Below are 17332 nucleotides of genomic sequence, written 5' to 3' on the forward strand. Positions count from 1 at the left end.
ATCGGGGTCTGGCTGTTAAGCCGGGCATCCGCTCCCGCGGGCGTCAGCGCCTGGCCGGCATCGGCGCCTCAGCGGCAACCGTCCGCCGCCTTGATCGTCCGGGCCGCCTCCCCGAGGGCCTTGCGCAGCACCGCGGGGTCCGTCGCGAGGTCCGCCTCCCCCGGCGGCAGCAGCCAGTCCGAGCCCTCCACCGGAGGTTCGGGGGCCAGGGGCAGTCCGCGTCCGTCGGTCTCCGTGCACGTGCTCCCCGGCACGTCCCACGCCGCAGCCGTCCCCGGCGGCACCAGGAAGCCCAGCGTGCCACCGCCGTCGTCGTGCAGTACGGGCCCGACCGCTTCACCGGTCCCGCGCCGCAGGATGTCGACCGCCTCCAACCCCTGCCGCGCCGGCACCGTCACGACATCGCAGCCGGCCGGCGGCGTACTCGGCGGCGTACGAGGATCGTTGATCTGGCTGGTCTCCATCCCGGCCTCCACCACAGAACCCCTGCTTGGACGAGCGGTCGGGAGTCGGGGGCCTCCCGGTCCGCAGAGTTCAACGCGGCAGACCGTCAACGGCTACGGCGGAAGTCAGCCGCAAAGGATGGCACTTCATGGCAGATCACGGATGAGATATCCGGTTTGTAGTCAAACCCAGCGTGAGGACTCCGGCACAGCAGGTACGTTCTTGCCCGCCGGACACGGGGCAGACCATACGGGACAACCCGTACAACCCACCCCGAACCCGGCATGGTTCGACGGTTCGCACGAGAGGACCCGGCCATGGCGTCGTCAACGGTGACCTCGTCTCAACCCAACCGGCCACCGCGGCCCAACCTCGCCTTCCGGCACCTGCGCGGACAGCGCTCACCGGCCGAGTTCGCCGCGGCGATCCGCCGGGCCGCTCTGGAGATCGGCGAGCAGGTCAGCTGTGACGCGCGGTACGTCGGCCGGGTCGAGGCGGGCGAGATCCGCTGCCCCAACTACGCGTACGAACGGGTGTTCCTGCACATGTTCCCTGGCCGCACACTCACCGACCTGGGGTTCGCGCCCCGCTCGTCGGTACGCGGACGCCGGGTGCGCGACACCGAGGACGCGCCCCTGACGTGCACCCCGAACCCGGCGAACGCCACCAATGAGACCAGCGAGGCGTGCGAGCCGTATGAAACGCAGAACCCGTACGACCCGTACCACCCGTACCACCCGTACCACCCGCACGACACCTACGAGGAGAGCGACGTGCTACGTCGCGCATTCATGACCGGCGGGGGCGCCACGGTGGCCGCCGCCTCGCTGGGACCCGTCGGCCTCGCCCTCGACGCCGCGGCGGCACAGCGCCCCGTGCGCCGCGCCGGGGCGAGTGACGCGGGTGCCCTGGAAGAAGCCGTCCGACGCATCCGGCTGCTCGACGACCGGCACGGGGCCGACGGCCTCTACCGCCGTGCGGCGGCCCCGCTGCGTGCCGCCTACGCCCTGCTGGACGCCGGTACGACCCGGCAGACGACGGCGGACCGGCTCTACTCGGGCGCCGGTGAACTGGCCATCTCCGTGGGCTGGCTGGCCCACGACTCGGGACGCTTCGACGACGCCCGCTCCCACTACGCGGAGGCCCTGGCGACCGCCCGGATGACGGGCGATCCGGGCCTGGAGGCGCACGCCTTCTGCAACACGGCCTTCCTCGCGCGCGACGCGGGCCGGCCGCGCGAGGCGGTCCGGGCCGCCCAGGCCGCACAGCGCGTCGCCCGGCCGGTGGGCTCGGCCCGGCTGATGTCGCTGCTCGCGCTGCGTGAGGCGGGCGGCTGGGCGGGCCTCGCCGACCGCGTCGGCTGCGAGCAGGCACTGGCCCGGGCGCAGGCCTTCTTCGAACGGGGCCCCTCGGACGACGACCCCGAGTGGATGAGCTTCTACGGAGAGGCCGAGCTGGAGGGGCTGGAGGCGCAGTGCTGGTCCACGCTCGGCGACTGGCCCCGGGCGGCGCGGCACGCGCGGCGGGCGGCGGAGCTCCAGGATCCGCACTTCACGCGGAACATCGCGCTGTACACGGCCGAGCTGGCGGACGACCTCGCGCGGGGCGGGCGGCCGGACGAGGCCGCCGTGGCGGGAATGCGGGTGCTGGATCTGCTGGAGGAGGTCCAGTCGTCCCGGATCCAGACGATGCTGGCGGCTACGGCGCGGGTGCTCTCGCCGCACCGGCGGGCCTCGGGGGTGTCGGCGTTCCTGGAGAGGCATGCGTCGTTGCCGAGGATGACGTAGCTGCGGGCACCCCGACCCGCACCCCGTCTTCCTCAACTACACAAGGTGCCCAAGATCGTTCCAACTCTCGATCGCCGGCTCTCCGTAAGCCCACCCCAGCACCGACAGCGACGTCGGATTCAGCCGTATCCGCGCCGCGAAGTCGATCGGCAGGCCCAGCCACCGCGCCCCGAGGGAACGCAGGATGTGCCCATGGGCGAAGACCAGGACGTCCCGGTCCTCGGCGCGCGCCCAGGAGACCACCTCGTCCGCCCGGGCCGTCACCTCGGCGAGGGTCTCGCCCTCGGGGACCCCGTCGCGCCAGATGAGCCAGCCGGGCCGGACGGCCTGGATGTCCGCCGGGGTCATGCCCTCGTACGCCCCGTAGTCCCACTCCAGCAACGCGTCCCACGCACGCGCGCGCTCGCCGAAGCCGGCCAGTTCGCACGTCTCACGCGCGCGTGCGAGCGGGCTGGTGCGCACCTCGACGCCGGGCAGGCCGTCGTACGGCGCCCGGTGCAGGCGCTCGCCGAGCAGCTTGGCCCCGCGCCGGCCCTCCTCCAGGAGCGGCACGTCGGTCCTGCCGGTGTGCTTGCCGGACAGCGACCACTCGGTCTGTCCGTGGCGGGCCAGCAGGATGCGCGGAGCCATGGGGGACCTTTCCGGAAGAAAAACGCGAGCGGAACTCCTCCATCATCGCGCACGCTGGTCGCGGGCAACCCGGGGGGCGATCTCTGCGTCTTCGAGATCCGGAGGGCGCCCACAGGGCGCACACGTACGCCGTAAAGTGGCACGACCGACCGGCCGGGCGCCGCGTGACGACGAAGGGGGAGGGCGATCGGATGCCGCACACCGAGATACCGGGCACCGAGGCGGCCCCTGCGCTCCGGCTGCGCTGGTGGACGGAACTGCCGCTGATCGTGCTGGTGTACGCCTGCTACACGGCGGGCCGGCTCCTCGCCCGGGGCGACGTCTCCGGTGCGGTCGACAACGGCCTGGCGCTCCTGCGCGCCGAGAGGGCTCTGTATCTCAACTTCGAAGAACCGCTCAACCGCCTCTTCACCCGCGAGACCTGGATAGGCATACCGGCGGACTTCTGGTACGCGTCGCTGCACTACCTGGTCACGCCGGCGATCCTCGTGTGGCTCTTCCGCTCCCGGACGGTGCGGTACCGCGCCGCGCGGACGTGGCTGATGACGTCCACTCTCATAGGCCTGATCGGCTTCACACTGATGCCGACCTGCCCGCCCCGGCTCCTCGACGCCAGTCACGGCTTCGTGGACACGATGGCCCAGTACAGCTCGTACGGCTGGTGGGGCGGCGCGGCGAGCGCCCCGCGCGGCATGGGCGGAATGACCAACCAGTACGCGGCGATGCCGAGTCTGCACGTGGGCTGGGCCCTGTGGTGCGGAGTGATGCTGTGGCGCTACGGCGGTACGCGCACAGCGAAGATCGCGGGAGTCGCCTACCCGCTGATCACGACGATCGTGGTCATGGGCACCGCCAACCACTACTTCCTCGACGCGCTCGCGGGCGCGGCCGTCATGGGCGCCGGGCTGCTGCTGGCGCCGGTCGTGATGCGCACGGCGGACCGGGTCAGGGCACGGTTCGTGCCGCCTGTCGCGCCGGTCACGGCGGCATCTCCCGCCGTGGGTTCCCCGATTGTCAGTGCCGGATGCCAGACTTCCGCGGGTGAGCGAATTCCACGGCAGCGCGAGTCGCGGCTCGGAGCGGGAGCCGAGCCGAGTGCCTCCCCCAAGGACGCGGGGGACGGCGCTCCGGCACCGGCTCGCTGAGCTGCGCGGTCCCGACGTACCCGCGAAGGCCCTGGACGCGCGCGCGTTGGCGGCGCTGGCCGCCAACCCAGGATGTGCACGGCGCGCGATCCTCGACGGCGCCGGGGTGAACAAGGCGGCGGTGGCGAGCGCGCTGGGCTCGCCGTCGGCCTTCGGTCAGTCGCAGTTCGCGCTCACGCGGGGCAACGCGTTCGAGGCGCGGGTCAAGGCCGACGGCGGCGCGGAGCTGCTGCGGCTGGTGCACGAGAAGCTGGACCGGGCCGCCGAGCCGCCCGCCGAGGCGCGCGTGCCCGACCTGACGGCGACCGGCCCCCAGGGGCGTACGGCCCGTACGGCGCTGGAACTGCGGGAGGCCACCGCGCACCCGGGCGCGTGGACGCTGCTCGACCACCCGATGCTCGCGCTCGACGTCGCGGGCTCCCCCGCGTTCCTCGAACCGGATGCGGTCGTGGTGCATCCGGACGGCAGCTGGACCGTGGTCGAGATCAAGTCGTTCCCGCTGCTGGACGGTTCGGCGGACCCGGCGAAGGTCGGGGCGGCGGCCCGGCAGGCGGCGGTGTACGTGCTGGCGCTGGAGGAGGTCGCCGCGCGGCTCGGCGCGGAGCCGGAGGGGTGCGCCGGTGTCGAGGGGGCGAGCGCGCGGAGGCCCGAAGGGTCGAGCACGGTCGCCCCCTCGACACCGGCTGAAGCGCCCCGGAGGCGAAGCGCTCAGGACAGGGCTCCGTCCCCGCGCGTGCGGCACCGGATCCTGCTCGTCTGCCCCAGGGACTTCTCCAACCTGCCGGCCGCGTCCGCCGTCGACATCCGCAAGCAGCGTGCGGTGACGGCCCGCCAGCTGGCCAGGCTGACCCGCATCGAGGACATCGCCGAGGCGCTCCCCGAGGGCACGTGCTTCTCCCCCGAGTTGCCCGCCGACGAGCTGACGGCCGCCGTCGAGTCGGTCCCGGCGACGTACGCGCCGGAGTGCCTCTCCGCGTGCGAGCTGGCCTTCCACTGCCGGGCCCGGTCCCGCGAGACGGGCGCGGTGACCTCGCTCGGGCGTCCGGTGCGGGCGGAGCTCGGCGGTTTGACGACGGTCGAGGACGTCCTGGCGGCGGCCCGCGGCGAGGCGGGTGACCCCGACGATCCGGCGGTGGCCGCCCTGCGACGGGCGGCGGCCCTGCGTGCCGAGGCACTGGAGGCGGCGTGTCGCTGATCTCCACCCTGGCCCGGCTCGAAGCGGTCAGCACGGGCCGCGCCCAGCCCGCCGCGACCGTGCGGCACCGGCACCTGTCCGGCCGTCCGCTGGTGTTCGTGCCGCTCACCACCGCCGGCGAGGCCGGCGCCCCGCTCGGCGCGCTGGTCGGCACCGACCGGGACGCGCCGCGCCTGCTGGCCGTCCCGCAGCCCCGCGACCGCGACCTCAGGTTCGCGTTCCTGGCCGAACTGGCCGACGTGGTGCTGCCGTACGTCGACGCGTACGCCGAGGTCGTGGAGGCCGCCGAGCGCACCGAGACCGACCCGGAGACCGGCAAGCGGGTCAAGATCGAGGTCGACCTGTGCGCGGACGCGCCGCAGCTGATCGTGCCGAGCCGCGGGGGCATCGACCTGGTGCGGCTGCTCGGGCGCTCCATGCGTTTCCGGCGTACGGCGGAACAGGAGCCGGAGGCCCCGTATCCGGCTCCGCCGCGGGTGCCGTTGCTCGGGCGGTGGCTGACGCACTTCGGGGAGCGGGCCCGGGTGCCCGGCTCCTCACTGCTGCTGGCCATGACCGACGTACTCGGCCGGCACTGGGCGACCGGACAGTCCACCCTGGAGGACCAGCACCTGGGGGCGCTGCTCGCCTGGATCGACCCGCCGGAGGGCCTGACCGGCGCCGAGGCCGCGCTGCGGGCCGAGCTGCAGCGGGACGCGAAGGGCCAGCTGACGTGTCCCCCGGCCGGCCCCGCCACCGACCCGGCGTTCGACAACAAGCTGCTCGCCCCGGCCCTCGAGCGCTACGACCGGGCGCGTACGGCCCTCGCCGCCGCCGAGGACGGTCTGGAGGCCGACGACCGGCTCGGTGCGCTGACCGCCGCCGAGCGGGAGATCCGGGACCTGGTGCTCAGCCGCACCCTGCCCACCTGGGAGAAGGTCTGGCAGGGCCTCGACCTGCTACGGGAGCTGCCCGAGGGGGCGCATGTCGAGGAGCGCTGGACCCGCGACCGCTGGTCCTTCACCGGCCACCGCGACCGGGTCCTGGCCGGCGAACCCCCGCAGCCGCGCCGTGACGACGCGGTCACCGCGGCCAACAAGCTCGCCACACGCGAGCGTGAACAGGCCCGGCTGGAGGCGCAGGAGGCCCTCGACGACCCGCTGGTCATGGCGGGACGGCGGCTGTCCGGGGAGGCGTTCGCGGGTGAGGTCACGGATGTCGTGATGGCGTACAGCGAGGGCAAGCGGCCCAGCCCGCGCCCCCTGGTCACCGTGCGCACGGACGACCGGCCGCATCTCGGGGAGCGAGTGAAGGTGTACCGGTCGCTGGGCGGGAAGCCGCAGTCGGCGGAGTTCGTCGGGGCCGAGGAGGACGGCGCGTACGTCGTGCTGCGGGTCCTCGACAAGATGGGCCGCGGCAAGGAGCCCGAGCCGGGGTCGGTGCCGGAGAAGGGCGACCGCGTCTGCTTCACGCTCTTCGAGCACGAGCAGCGCGGCGGCGCGAAGCTGCCCGACCCGGAGGAGACGCCCTGGACGCACGGCGGGCCGCCCGGTGAGGCGGCCCTGGAGGCCGCCGACCCGGTGACCGAGGAGGACGTGTTGTGACGACGGTCTTCGATCCCTCTGCCGCCGCGACCCAGGCCACCGACGCGATCCTCCACGACACGCTGCACGGCACCGCACGCGGTGTCGTCGTCGACTCCCCGCCCGGCGCCGGCAAGTCCACGCTCGTCGTCCGCGCGGCCCTGGAGCTGGCCGAGGCCGGCCATCCGCTGATGGTGGTGGCGCAGACCAACGCCCAGGTCGACGACCTGGTGCTGAGGCTCGCCGAGAAGAACGCCGAGCTGCCGGTGGGCCGGCTGCACAGCAGCGACGCCGACCCGTACGACAAGGCGCTCGACGACCTGGAGAACGTCCGCAAGTCGGCGAAGGCGGCCGACCTCGCCGGGCTGGCCGTGGTGATCTCGACGGCGGCGAAGTGGGCGCACGTGAAGGCCGACGAGCCGTGGCGGCACGCGATCGTCGACGAGGCGTACCAGATGCGCTCGGACGCGCTGCTCGCGGTGGCCGGGCTGTTCGAGCGGGCGCTGTTCGTGGGCGACCCGGGGCAGCTCGACCCGTTCGCGATCGTGGGCAGCGAGCAGTGGGCGGGTCTCGCGTACGATCCGTCGGCCTCGGCCGTGACGACCCTGCTCGCGCACAACCCGGACCTGCCCCAGCACCGTCTGCCGGTCTCCTGGCGGCTCCCGGCCTCCGCGGCGCCCCTGGTCTCGGACGCCTTCTACCCGTACACGCCGTTCCGCAGCGGTACCGGCCACGGCGACCGGCGGCTGTCCCTGGCCGTGCCGTCGGACGGCTCGGGCCCCGACCGGGTGATCGACGAGGCGGCCGAGTCGGGCTGGGGCCTGCTGGAACTGCCCGCGCGGCACACCCCGCGCACGGATCCGGAGGCGGTGCGGGCGGTGGCGGCGGTCGTACGGCGTCTGCTGGACCGGGGCGGCGCGGCGACGTCGGAACGCTCACCCGATCCCTCTCCCCTGACCGCCGACCGGATCGCCGTCGGCACGGCGCACCGGGACCAGGCGGCAGCAGTGCGTGCGGCACTGGCCGACCTCGGCGTCACCGACGTGGTAGTGGACACGGCGAACCGGCTCCAGGGCCGCGAGTACGACGTCACGGTGGTCCTGCACCCCCTCTCCGGCCGCCCCGACGCCACGGCCTTCCACCTGGAGACGGGCCGCCTGTGCGTCCTGGCCTCCCGCCACCGGCACGCGTGCATCGTGGTCTGCCGGGCGGGGGTCGGCGACCTGCTGGACGACTATCCGTCGACGGAGCCGGTGCAGCTGGGGACGGTGGTGAAGTTTCCGGACGGGTGGGAGGCGAATCACGCGGTGCTGGCGCATCTGGCGGAGCACCGGGTGGTGTGGCGGCCATGACGGACGCAAGCGGACACGCCGACCTGTTGGCGCATCTGGCCGAACATCGCGTGTCCCGGCGGCCGTGCCGAACGCCGGGTGGTGTCGCAGCCGTACCCACTACCGCGATGCCCACTTGCGCGCCCGCGAGACAATGGACGGTGGCCCACCCCACCTGGGGGTGCCCCCGCTTGCGGGGGAGGGCCAGCGCGACGTACGAGGAGGAGTAGACATGGCGGAGCCCACGCCGCGTCGGAACGAACCGCGGCTACGCCCCGCGCCCCTGCTCTTCGAGCCCGCGGAGGCGGCCTCCGACCCTGAGCACTTCTTCGACCTCGAGTCGATCGACGATCCCCGCGCGCTGCTGTCCCGCGCGACGGAGCTGACGCTGGCGTTCCGGGCCGCGGCGGACCGGGCGGTGGAGTTCCAGGCGATCGCGGCGGCGCAGCTGGCCGATCCGCGGCGGTTCGACCGGCTGACGACCGCGGACATCGCCGAGCGGGCCGAGTGGACCGAGGACTACGCCAAGAAGATGGTCGAGTTCGGACGTGACCTGATGCGGGGCGGCGGCGAGGGCCGGGGGCCCGTCGACCCGGTGTGAGACCCGGGGGCTCCGCCGTCCTGCCGATCTCCGTGGCATATGCCAGGCGGGCAAGATACTCCCTCCCGGCCCTTCCTGTCCCGATTTCCCGCAACCCTCGGGAACCGCGCGTTCACGGCCGGTAGACATGGGTGCCATGAGCAGCGCATGGAACGCCTCCTATGTCACCCCGGACGGGGCCGCCTGGCTCGCCTCGGCAGGAACGTATCCCCGGAGCACGCTCGCCCTCTGGGAGGAGCGGCCGGACGCGCCGGTCGTGCTGCCCTGCGGGTCGGTGTTCGACGTGGTCAGCGCGCCCGCGATGTTCGGGCGGCGGATGCTCGACCGGCTGTGGGACGACGGCCCCGGCTCGGGGCCGGTCGCGGAGTTCCGGGGCCGGATGCTGTTGTTCGCCGCGCCCGGCACGGCTCAGCGGCTGCCGGCGCTGCTGCGGTGGGAGGAGTGGGGCAGGCACGGCGGGGACACCGGGGAGACCGGCCGCACGCGCGGGGTACCGCCCCTGCTGTGCCACGGCACGGGCGACGCGGTGACCGTCCCGGCACCGGCGGACGACGCCTCGCCCAGCCGCTCCGGCGCCCGCTGGCTCGTCGCCCCCGACACCCGTCAGCCCTGGCTGCCCGGCCCCGAGGTACTGCTGTGGGCGGCCGTCCGGGCGGCCCGTTCGGCCGTGCGGATATCGATTTTTCCTCCCGCCGACCAGGGTGCTAAGGTCTACGACGTCAGCAGGCGCCGCTAGCTCAGTTGGTTAGAGCAGCTGACTCTTAATCAGCGGGTCCGGGGTTCGAGTCCCTGGCGGCGCACAGACGGTGAAAGGCCCCTCGCGAGAGCGAGGGGCCTTTCGCGTGCCCTCAGCCATGTCCTCGTCACACCCTCAGCGCCCGACCATGATCTTCACCGTCCAGGCCCCCGAAGCCGTACGCCCCTCCACCTCCACCCGGACACCCTCCCCCGGCACCGTGAAGCTCTCCCCGGGGCCGATCGGCGCATCCGCGAGGGGCGGGTAGACCGAGTCCTCCCAGCAGGCCCCGGTGCCGGGATGGGCGTCGATCACCTCGATCGGCCCGCCCCCGGACGGCGCCTTCCCCCGCACCCGGTACACCAGCACCCCCTGCCGGCACGCGGCCATGTCGTTGCCCACCGGCCCACGCGCCTCGAAGGCGAGCACGCTGTCGCGGCCCGTACGCACCACCGCGAGCTTGGTGCCCCGCCCGAGACCGAAGGCCGGTGCCCCTGCCGCACCCGCCACCGGCACCCCGGGCCCTGCCGCCAGCGGCTCCAGGGTCAGCCGGGCGGTCCCGGTGTCCTGCACGCACCGCACCTGCCGCCGTTCCAGCCAGCCAAGCTTCCACTTGTGCCAGCCGAACAGGTCGGGGGCCAGTCCGAACTGGCTGCCCATCAGGTCCCAGTCGCCGACGTGCGTGTCCCAGTCGCCCTTGCCGTCCACGGGGCGGTGGTAGAGGTCGGGCAGGTCGAACACGTGGCCGGTCTCGTGGGCGAGGACGAGCCGGTCCGGTGGATGCTGCTCGAACACCGTGACGACCCGGCGCAGGTCGGCGCCGTCGGCCCGCATCGGACTCGTGAGGTTGACCACCTTGGTCGCGTCGGAGTCCACACCGGGCGCGTCCGGGTCGGCGACGAAGTACACGACGTCGTAGCGGGAGAAGTCGACCTGCGGGTCGGCCACGGAGAGCGCGTCCCGCAGATACGCCGCCCGGTGCGCGGCGTTCCAGTCGCGCTGTATGTCGTACGCCGTGGACGGCCGCGGCATCTGGATCCAGTGCCTCAGCGGATGCGGGCGCAGGGTGAAACGGCCGTAGGAGGCGCGTTCGAAGAAGCGGGTGGTGGCCGGGAAGTGGTCGGCGGTCAGCCCCTGCGGCGTCGTCAGCGGGTGGGCGTCCGGGAAGGACAGGAAGACCATGACCGCGTCCAGGGCCCGGGCCGGGCGCGGATAAGCGACGTTCCACGTATCCAGGCCCTCCGAGTGGTGGGCGTCGGTCCGGGTCAGGGCGCAGGGCGCGGCCGCCTCGGGCTCGGCGGCGGACGGGCCGGTACCGAGGGAGGTCGCGGCGAGCGCCGACATGGTGGTGAACACGGCCGCGGTGCTGCGCAGTCGGGCGCGCGGGAACTGACGCGGCACGGGTACCTCCGGGTACGGTTCGCGGGACACCGCACCCAGCCTGTGATGATTTGTCGCACTGCGCCCTGTTTGCCTGCACCAGTCGGGTGAAGGGGCCGAAGAATCGCGGAAGCCGACACCCCGGAAACACTCACGGAACGTCACAACTGGTCGGGGGCCTGAAGAAGCCGTCCAGGCGTGAGCAGAAACGATCTGGCAGAAGGGCGGATTGGTCGGGAACACTGGACACCGGCTGGAAGGCCCTGGGGCCAGCCTCTATGATCGGCACACTTTCCTGACCTTTCCTGCACGGACAGAGATCGAATACATGCGGGAGCGAGCGGTGAGCGGAACCTCCGAAGGGCCGGCGCCCGCGGCAGACGTCGACCGGCCGATCGTCACAGAGAGTGAGATCGATACGCCTCCCCGTACCGAGCCCCCTGCGCGTCCGGCCTACCGCTCCGTCTTCACGGCCGCCCCGCTCGCCATGGCCGTCGTCGACCGCGAGGGGATGGTCGTCAGCGCCAACGACTCGCTCGCCGCGCTCCTCGGTACCACCCCGGACGAGCTGGCCGGGGGTGTCGCCGCCGACCTGGTCGACCTCACCTCCGACGCCCGCATCTGGCACGCGTACCGCGAGGTGCTGCGCGGCCGGCAGTCCCGGCTGCGCTGCACGCGCCGTCTCAAGCACCCCGACGGGCACTCGCTGTGGGTGCAGGTGACGGTCGCCCCGCTGCCCGCCGAGGACCGGGCCGTCCTGCTGTCCGTCGCCGACATCAGCTCCCGCCGCGAACTCCAGGCCCGGCTGCGGCACTTGCAGATGCACGACCCGGTGACCCGGCTGCCCAACCGCACGCTGTTCTTCGAACGCCTGTCGGCCGCGCTGGAGGCGGAGTCGTACGAGCAGAGCGGCACCGGCCGGATCGGGCTGTGCTACCTGGACCTGGACGGCTTCAAGGCCATCAACGACACCCTCGGCCACCGCGTGGGCGACCGGCTGCTGGCCGCCGTCGCCGAGCGCCTGAGGCGCTGCGCGGACGAGGCCGGCCACTCCCGGACCAGCATCCCGCTGGTGGCCCGGCTCGGCGGTGACGAGTTCGCGCTGCTCGTCGAGGACTCCACGGGCACCGAGCAACTGGCCGAGCTCGCCGAGTCGGTGCTGGAGGCGATCCAGGACCCGTTCGACATCTCCGGGCAGCGGCTGTCGGTCTCGGCGTCGATCGGCGTCGTGGAACGGCACGCGGCCGGCACGACCCCGACCGCCCTGATGCAGGCGGCGGACACCACGCTGTACTGGGCGAAGGCCGACGGCAAGGCCCGCTGGACCCTGTTCGACCCGGAGCGCAACGCCCACCGCATGACCCGCCAGGCCCTCGCCTCCACGCTGCGGCCGGCCATCGACCGGGGCGAGTTCCGACTGGAGTACCAGCCGCTGGTCGGCATGGAGGACGACCGGCTGCACGGGGTCGAGGCGCTCATCCGCTGGAATCATCCTCAGTTCGGCGTACTGACGCCGAATCGGTTCATCGGACTTGCCGAGGAGGACGGTTCGATCGTTCCGCTGGGCCGCTGGGTGCTGCGCACGGCCTGTCGGCAGGCGCGTCGCTGGCAGCTGGACCACCCCGACGAGCCGCCGATCTTCGTGAGCGTGAATGTGGCGGTGCGTCAGGTCTGGGACTCCGACCTGGTGGCCGACGTGGCGGAGACCCTGGCGGAGACAGGCCTCGCGCCGCACCTGCTCCAGCTGGAGCTCACCGAGTCGGCGGTGATGGGCTCGGCCGGCCGCCCGCTACAGGCCCTCAAGGCTCTCAGCGACATGGGCGTACGCATCGCCATCGACGACTTCGGCACCGGCTACTCGAACCTGGCCTACCTCAGCCGCCTGCCGGTGTCCGTGCTGAAGCTGGACGGCACCTTCGTCCGCGGCTTCCAGTACGACGACCGGGACACCTCCACCCGCCCGAACCCGGCCGACGAGGTCGTGGTCGAGGCGATGATCCAGCTCGCCCACCGGCTCGGGCTGACCGTCACGGCCGAATGCGTGGAGACCTCGGCCCAGGCGACCCGGCTGCGGCGCATCGGCTGCGACACCGGACAGGGCTGGCTCTACTCCCGTCCGGTGCCGCCGGATCGTATCTCCGAGCTGCTGGGCACGCCGGGCGTTCAGGCGGGCGTCGGCAACCCGTAGGCGTCGGCGATGAGTTCGTAGGAGCGCACGCGTACGTCGCCGCCGTGCGCGTTGGCCGTGATCATCAGCTCGTCGGCGCCGGTGCGCTTGGCGAGGTCGTCCAGGCCGGAGCGGACCTCGTCCGGGGTACCGTGGATGACGTTGGCGTTCCAGGAGTCGACGAACTCACGCTCCATGGGGCTGAACTCGTAGGCCTCCGCCTCCTGGGGGCTCGGCACGAGGCCGGGGCGGCCCGTGCGCAGCCGGACCATGCTGAGGGCGGCGGCCAGCACCTGCCGGCGGGCCTCCTTCTCCTCGTCGGCGGCGAGGGCGGAGACGCCGATGAGGGCGTACGGCTCGTCGAGCACGGCGGACGGCTGGAAGGACTCCCGGTACAGATCCAGGGCCGGGACGGTGTTCTGCGCCGAGAAGTGGTGGGCGAAGGCGAAGGGCAGTCCGAGGACTCCGGCGAGGCGGGCGCTGAAGCCGGAGGAGCCGAGCAGCCAGACCGGCGGCCGGTGCGGGGACTGGACGCCGCCGGGGGACGTGGCCTGGATCGGGCCCGGTACGGCGTGGATGCGGCGGTAGGGGTGCCCGTCGGGGAAGTCGTCGTCGAGGAACCGGGTCAGCTCGGCGAGCTGCTGGGGGAAGTCGTCGGCGCCCTCGCCCGGCCGGTCGGTGCGGCGCAGGGCCGCGGCCGTGGCACCGTCCGTGCCGGGCGCGCGGCCGAGGCCGAGGTCGATGCGGCCCGGGGCCATGGCCTCCAGCGTCCCGAACTGCTCGGCGATGACGAGCGGGGCGTGGTTGGGCAGCATCACACCGCCCGAGCCGAGGCGGATGCGGTCGGTGTGGGCGGCGAGGTGGGCCAGGATCACGGCCGGGGACGACGAGGCCACGCCCGGCATGGAGTGATGCTCGGCGACCCAGTAGCGGTGGAAGCCGCGGGCCTCCGCGAGGCGGGCCAGGTCGACGCTGGTGCGCAGCGCGTCGGAGGCGGTGCGGCCGGCCCCTACGGTGACCAGGTCCAGTACGGAGAGGGGGACGGGGGCGCCGCCCTGCGCTGCGCCGCGTATCTCGTCTGCCGCCACGGTGGGATGCCTCCTGCTGTGGGCCGTGTGCTGTCGTTCCGGCCTTAACAGGGGACTGTCTCCGGTTATTCCCCGGGGATCAGGCGGCCTGCTCCCAGTCGCTCCGCGCTCCGCCGTACGGGGGCCGCCGGGCGGCCTTCTCACGGACGCGGAGCACGGCCCATGCGAGGGCGGACCCACCGGCGAGCCACCAGGGCAGGGACCACACGGCACCCCACCAGCGGGCCTGCGGATCGAGGACGACGTCCACGGCGGCGGTGATCATCGCTGCGGCCAGGCACCAGCACAGCAGGCACCCGGACAGACGGACAGCGCTTACCTGGAATCTGAGCTGGCCCGGTTCGGCCATGGGGACCGTCCTTCACGGCACGACTGGCTGCGGACGTGGCCAGTGTGCACGGGGTGGACGACTGAAGGGGAACGCGCTTTCGGTCAACTCAAGCGCCTGGCGTGAGGGCGGAGTTGAGCGTTCCTCACCTCGTGGCGGATCGTTCGCCCCCTATGCCCGGATCTGCCCCGCTGAAGAGGTGGGACCGATTCCGGGCGTCGGTGGCGAGCACGGCAGACGGTCTCACGCCTGGACGATCGGCTCCCTCGTGAACAGGGCGCCCAGTTCCGGCGCGTTCACACGGCGGTCCGCCAGGCGGAGGCCCTCCCAGACCGTGACCTGGTTGGCGGTGAGGATCGGCTTGCCGAGCTCCTTCTCCAGGGCCGGGATGTGAGCCGCCGAGTGCAGGGCCGTGTCGGGCAGGAGGAGGGCCTCGGCGTCGGGGTGGTCGGAGTGCCGGGCCAGGGCGAGGATTTCCGCCTCGCCCCAGGTGCCGACCTCGGCGGCCGTGATGATGCCGGAGCTCTTCACCGAGACGACCTCGACGCCGTCCGCCCGCAGGAACTCGGCGAACAACTGGGCCACGTCGTCCGGGTACGTCGCGCCGATCGCGACCCGCCGCGCCCCCAGCTCCCGTACCGCGTGCACGAAGGCGAAGGACGTCGAGGAGGCCGGCATGCCGGCCGTCTGGGCCAGGGCTCGCACCTGCTCCTGCGCGCCGTCCCAGCCGTAGACGAAGCTGCCGCTGGTGCAGGCCCACACCACGGCGTCCGCACCGGCGTGCCGCAGCTCCTGGACGCCCGCCGCGAGCCGGCCGGCGGAGCCCATCTCGAGCAATGCGTCCACCCGGTGCGCGTCCTCACCGATGTCGGTGTGCACCAGGTCCACCCGGATATCGCTGCCCAGCAACTGCTCGATGCGCGGATAGTCGTCCTCGGCGGAGTGGCCCGGGTAGAGAAATCCCAGTGCTGTCATGTCCAGCCTTCCTGCTGCTGCTCTTCTTCCGGCACGACGGGACCGGGGTCCGCCCCCGGCGATCCGAGACCGACACGCGCCTCCGGATTGATCAGCGCTTGATACGGCCCCACCGCACGGGTACCCAATCGGCGCAGCGCCGCCCACATCGTCACTTGGTTGGCCGAGATCACCGGGATGCGCAGCTCGGCCTCCAGTTGGGGGATGACGTCGTAGGTGGGCAGATTGGTGCAGCTGATGAACAGGGCGTCGGCGTCGCCGCGTACGGCCTGCCGCGCCATGTCCACCACCTCCCGGTAGGGGACCTTCCAGATGTGCCGGGTCAGGCCCATGAAGGCACAGCCGGAGATCGTGACGCCCGCCTGGGCGACGTACGCCTCCAGCGACTGCGTCACCGACACCGTGTACGGCGTCACCAGCGCCACGCGCCGTACGTCCAGCTCCACCAGGGCTTCCAGCAGTCCGCCCGAGGTGGTGATCGCCGGTACGGCGCCCGCCCGGCTCATCGCCTCGCACATCGCGCGCTCGCCCATGACGCCGCCGACGAAGCTGCCCGACGTACAGGCGTAGGCGATGACCTCGGGGGCGATCGCGTTGAGCGTGCGGACCGCCTCGCTCAACGTCTCGTGCTCGCTGACCATGCGGGCGAGATCGAGGCTGACCTCGACCGGCACGAACGGTGTTCGTGTCATGTGCAGGGAGACCTCGTCCGGCACCCAGCGCCACAGCTCGCGGTCGAGTGCGAAGTCGAAGGGGGCGACGACGCCGACCCCGCGCTGCGGGCTGGGCCCGCCGAGAAATGAGACGTCCATGGCAGGGGCACCGGCCTCACACTGGGCAACGAGTGTGCAACGGATCGTGGGAACGCCCGTGTTGACGACGGTAGGTTCGGGTGCGAGCGTGGTCAATCCGCCCCGGACCATTCGCTGGTCAACACCGTGTTAACTCGTCGTCACCGGCCGCCTCCCGAAGGCAGGCCGCCCCCGCCGCACGGCTGGAGAAACGGCTGCTCATGCCCACTCCCACCCTCCTCGTTCTGGACGCCGAACCCCTCCCCCGCCTCGGGCGCCTCACCGGCCACGCCCGTATCGAACACACCGACGCGAAGGGTCTCGCCGCGCGCCTCCCGCGTGCGGATGTACTGCTGGTGTGGGATTTCACCTCGCGCGCCGTGCGGGACGCCTGGCCCGGCGAGGGCCCACGACCACGCTGGGTGCATACGGCGAGCGCCGGTGTGGACCATCTGATGTGTCCTGAACTCGCCGCCTCCGACACGGTGGTGACGAACGCGCGCGGCATCTTCGACCAGCCGATCGCCGAGTACGTCGCCGCGCTCGTGCTGGCGATGGCCAAGGACCTGCCGCGCACGCTGGAGCTGCAACGGGAGCGGACCTGGCGGCACCGCGAGTCGCACAAGGTCGCCGGGAGCCGGGCCGTCGTCGTCGGCACCGGGCCGATCGGCCGAGCGATCGCCCGCACGCTGGGCGCGCTGGACATCACGACGGCGCTCGTGGGCCGCGTCCCGCGCACCGGCGTGCACGGCCCGGAGGATCTGGACCGGCTGCTGGCGCGCGCCGACTGGGTGATCGCGGCGGCACCGCTCACCGATCAGACGCACGGCATGTTCGACGCCCGCCGTTTCGGCGTGATGCAGCCGTCCGCCCGGTTCGTGAACGTCGGCCGCGGCCAGCTGGTCGTCGAGGACGCGCTCGCCGAGGCCCTGACCAAGCACTGGATCGCGGGCGCCGCACTGGACGTCTTCGAGTCCGAGCCCCTGACTCCCGACAGCCCGTTGTGGCGGGTCCCGGGCCTGATCGTGTCCCCGCACATGAGCGGCGACATCATCGGCTGGCGCGACGAACTCGGTGCCCAGTTCGTTGAGCTGTACGAGCTCTGGGCGGCGGGAAAGCCTCTGGAGAACGTGGTCGACAAGCAGCGCGGGTATGTACCCGGACACTGACGT

Annotated in this window: 16 protein-coding genes and 1 tRNA gene; 10 read left to right on the plus strand and 7 right to left on the minus strand. The window is 72.8% G+C overall.

Going from position 1 to position 17332, the window contains the following annotated elements:
• Positions 1-68: 68 nt before the first annotated feature.
• Positions 69-464 carry a hypothetical protein gene (locus tag ACZ6TU_RS14080; protein ID WP_467668106.1) on the minus strand — a complete coding sequence of 132 codons (396 nt, stop codon included), beginning with the start codon at positions 462-464 and terminating at the stop codon, positions 69-71.
• 297 nt (positions 465-761) lie between these two features.
• Between ACZ6TU_RS14080 and ACZ6TU_RS14085 the strand changes: the two genes are divergently transcribed.
• Positions 762-2231: a hypothetical protein gene (locus tag ACZ6TU_RS14085; protein ID WP_469548345.1), complete on the plus strand. Its 1470-nt coding sequence runs from the start codon at positions 762-764 to the stop codon at positions 2229-2231.
• Positions 2232-2267: 36 nt separating this feature from the next.
• Here the strand turns inward: ACZ6TU_RS14085 and ACZ6TU_RS14090 are convergent, their stop codons facing one another.
• Positions 2268-2861, minus strand: a complete 594-nt coding sequence (locus ACZ6TU_RS14090; protein ID WP_467668102.1) for a histidine phosphatase family protein — start codon at positions 2859-2861, stop codon at positions 2268-2270.
• A gap of 191 nt (positions 2862-3052) precedes the next feature.
• Between ACZ6TU_RS14090 and ACZ6TU_RS14095 the strand changes: the two genes are divergently transcribed.
• The 7 genes from ACZ6TU_RS14095 to ACZ6TU_RS14125 all read left to right on the plus strand — a co-directional run bounded on the left by ACZ6TU_RS14095 (position 3053) and on the right by ACZ6TU_RS14125 (position 9495).
• On the plus strand, positions 3053-4006 hold the full coding sequence (locus tag ACZ6TU_RS14095) for a phosphatase PAP2 family protein (RefSeq protein WP_467668100.1): 954 nt from the start codon (positions 3053-3055) through the stop codon (positions 4004-4006).
• Positions 3957-5201, plus strand: a complete 1245-nt coding sequence (locus ACZ6TU_RS14100; protein WP_467668098.1) for a hypothetical protein — start codon at positions 3957-3959, stop codon at positions 5199-5201. Before ACZ6TU_RS14095 ends, ACZ6TU_RS14100 begins: the two co-directional genes overlap by 50 nt.
• Complete coding sequence (locus ACZ6TU_RS14105) at positions 5192-6784, plus strand: hypothetical protein (RefSeq protein WP_467668096.1); 1593 nt, start codon at positions 5192-5194, stop codon at positions 6782-6784. Before ACZ6TU_RS14100 ends, ACZ6TU_RS14105 begins: the two co-directional genes overlap by 10 nt.
• Entirely contained in the window at positions 6781-8115 is a 1335-nt protein-coding gene (locus tag ACZ6TU_RS14110; RefSeq protein WP_467668094.1) for an AAA domain-containing protein, read from the plus strand. The genes ACZ6TU_RS14105 and ACZ6TU_RS14110 overlap by 4 nt, the downstream gene beginning before the upstream one ends.
• Positions 8116-8326: 211 nt before the next feature.
• Positions 8327-8695: a hypothetical protein gene (locus tag ACZ6TU_RS14115; protein ID WP_306966778.1), complete on the plus strand. Its 369-nt coding sequence runs from the start codon at positions 8327-8329 to the stop codon at positions 8693-8695.
• A 136-nt stretch (positions 8696-8831) separates the two neighbouring features.
• Positions 8832-9431, plus strand: coding sequence for a bifunctional DNA primase/polymerase (locus ACZ6TU_RS14120; RefSeq protein ID WP_469548349.1), 600 nt, complete (start codon positions 8832-8834; stop codon positions 9429-9431).
• A tRNA-Lys gene (locus ACZ6TU_RS14125) sits at positions 9422-9495 on the plus strand. Before ACZ6TU_RS14120 ends, ACZ6TU_RS14125 begins: the two co-directional genes overlap by 10 nt.
• A gap of 71 nt (positions 9496-9566) precedes the next feature.
• On the opposite strand, the gene ACZ6TU_RS14130 is transcribed toward ACZ6TU_RS14125, so the two are convergent.
• On the minus strand, positions 9567-10862 hold the full coding sequence (locus ACZ6TU_RS14130) for a M6 family metalloprotease domain-containing protein (protein WP_469548351.1): 1296 nt from the start codon (positions 10860-10862) through the stop codon (positions 9567-9569).
• A 277-nt stretch (positions 10863-11139) separates the two neighbouring features.
• On the opposite strand from ACZ6TU_RS14130, the gene ACZ6TU_RS14135 reads away from it, so the two are divergent.
• Entirely contained in the window at positions 11140-12999 is a 1860-nt protein-coding gene (locus tag ACZ6TU_RS14135; RefSeq protein WP_467668088.1) for a putative bifunctional diguanylate cyclase/phosphodiesterase, read from the plus strand.
• On the opposite strand, the gene ACZ6TU_RS14140 is transcribed toward ACZ6TU_RS14135, so the two are convergent.
• The 4 genes from ACZ6TU_RS14140 to ACZ6TU_RS14155 all read right to left on the minus strand — a co-directional run bounded on the left by ACZ6TU_RS14140 (position 12975) and on the right by ACZ6TU_RS14155 (position 16181).
• Positions 12975-14066: an LLM class flavin-dependent oxidoreductase gene (locus ACZ6TU_RS14140; protein ID WP_467668086.1), complete on the minus strand. Its 1092-nt coding sequence runs from the start codon at positions 14064-14066 to the stop codon at positions 12975-12977. The two genes, ACZ6TU_RS14135 and ACZ6TU_RS14140, sit on opposite strands and share 25 nt — an antisense overlap.
• A 79-nt stretch (positions 14067-14145) precedes the next feature.
• Positions 14146-14415 (minus strand): hypothetical protein, encoded by a 270-nt coding sequence (locus tag ACZ6TU_RS14145; protein WP_467668084.1) that lies wholly within the window; start codon positions 14413-14415, stop codon positions 14146-14148.
• Positions 14416-14637: 222 nt separating this feature from the next.
• Positions 14638-15369 carry a maleate cis-trans isomerase family protein gene (locus tag ACZ6TU_RS14150; RefSeq protein WP_467668082.1) on the minus strand — a complete coding sequence of 244 codons (732 nt, stop codon included), beginning with the start codon at positions 15367-15369 and terminating at the stop codon, positions 14638-14640.
• A complete protein-coding gene (locus ACZ6TU_RS14155) occupies positions 15366-16181 on the minus strand; it encodes a maleate cis-trans isomerase family protein (protein ID WP_467668080.1) in 816 nt (271 codons plus the stop codon). Before ACZ6TU_RS14155 ends, ACZ6TU_RS14150 begins: the two co-directional genes overlap by 4 nt.
• 200 nt (positions 16182-16381) lie before the next feature.
• Between ACZ6TU_RS14155 and ACZ6TU_RS14160 the strand changes: the two genes are divergently transcribed.
• The gene (locus ACZ6TU_RS14160; protein ID WP_467668078.1) at positions 16382-17329 is read left to right on the plus strand and encodes a D-2-hydroxyacid dehydrogenase; all 948 of its coding nucleotides are present in this window, start codon (positions 16382-16384) and stop codon (positions 17327-17329) included.
• Positions 17330-17332: the final 3 nt, after the last annotated feature.

The organism is Streptomyces sp. NPDC052064, from assembly GCF_055585925.1.

Bases quoted from the DNA above. Each gene is read 5' to 3' on its own strand.
- ACZ6TU_RS14090 (WP_467668102.1), bottom strand. From the start codon at position 2,861: ATGGCTCCGCGCATCCTGCTGGCCCGCCACGGACAGACCGAGTGGTCG.
- ACZ6TU_RS14145 (WP_467668084.1), bottom strand. From the start codon at position 14,415: ATGGCCGAACCGGGCCAGCTCAGATTCCAGGTAAGCGCTGTCCGTCTG.
- ACZ6TU_RS14095 (WP_467668100.1), top strand. From the start codon at position 3,053: ATGCCGCACACCGAGATACCGGGCACCGAGGCGGCCCCTGCGCTCCGG.
- ACZ6TU_RS14115 (WP_306966778.1), top strand. From the start codon at position 8,327: ATGGCGGAGCCCACGCCGCGTCGGAACGAACCGCGGCTACGCCCCGCG.
- ACZ6TU_RS14155 (WP_467668080.1), bottom strand. From the start codon at position 16,181: ATGGACGTCTCATTTCTCGGCGGGCCCAGCCCGCAGCGCGGGGTCGGC.
- ACZ6TU_RS14150 (WP_467668082.1), bottom strand. From the start codon at position 15,369: ATGACAGCACTGGGATTTCTCTACCCGGGCCACTCCGCCGAGGACGAC.
- ACZ6TU_RS14085 (WP_469548345.1), top strand. From the start codon at position 762: ATGGCGTCGTCAACGGTGACCTCGTCTCAACCCAACCGGCCACCGCGG.
- ACZ6TU_RS14160 (WP_467668078.1), top strand. From the start codon at position 16,382: ATGCCCACTCCCACCCTCCTCGTTCTGGACGCCGAACCCCTCCCCCGC.
- ACZ6TU_RS14080 (WP_467668106.1), bottom strand. From the start codon at position 464: ATGGAGACCAGCCAGATCAACGATCCTCGTACGCCGCCGAGTACGCCG.
- ACZ6TU_RS14120 (WP_469548349.1), top strand. From the start codon at position 8,832: ATGAGCAGCGCATGGAACGCCTCCTATGTCACCCCGGACGGGGCCGCC.
- ACZ6TU_RS14135 (WP_467668088.1), top strand. From the start codon at position 11,140: ATGCGGGAGCGAGCGGTGAGCGGAACCTCCGAAGGGCCGGCGCCCGCG.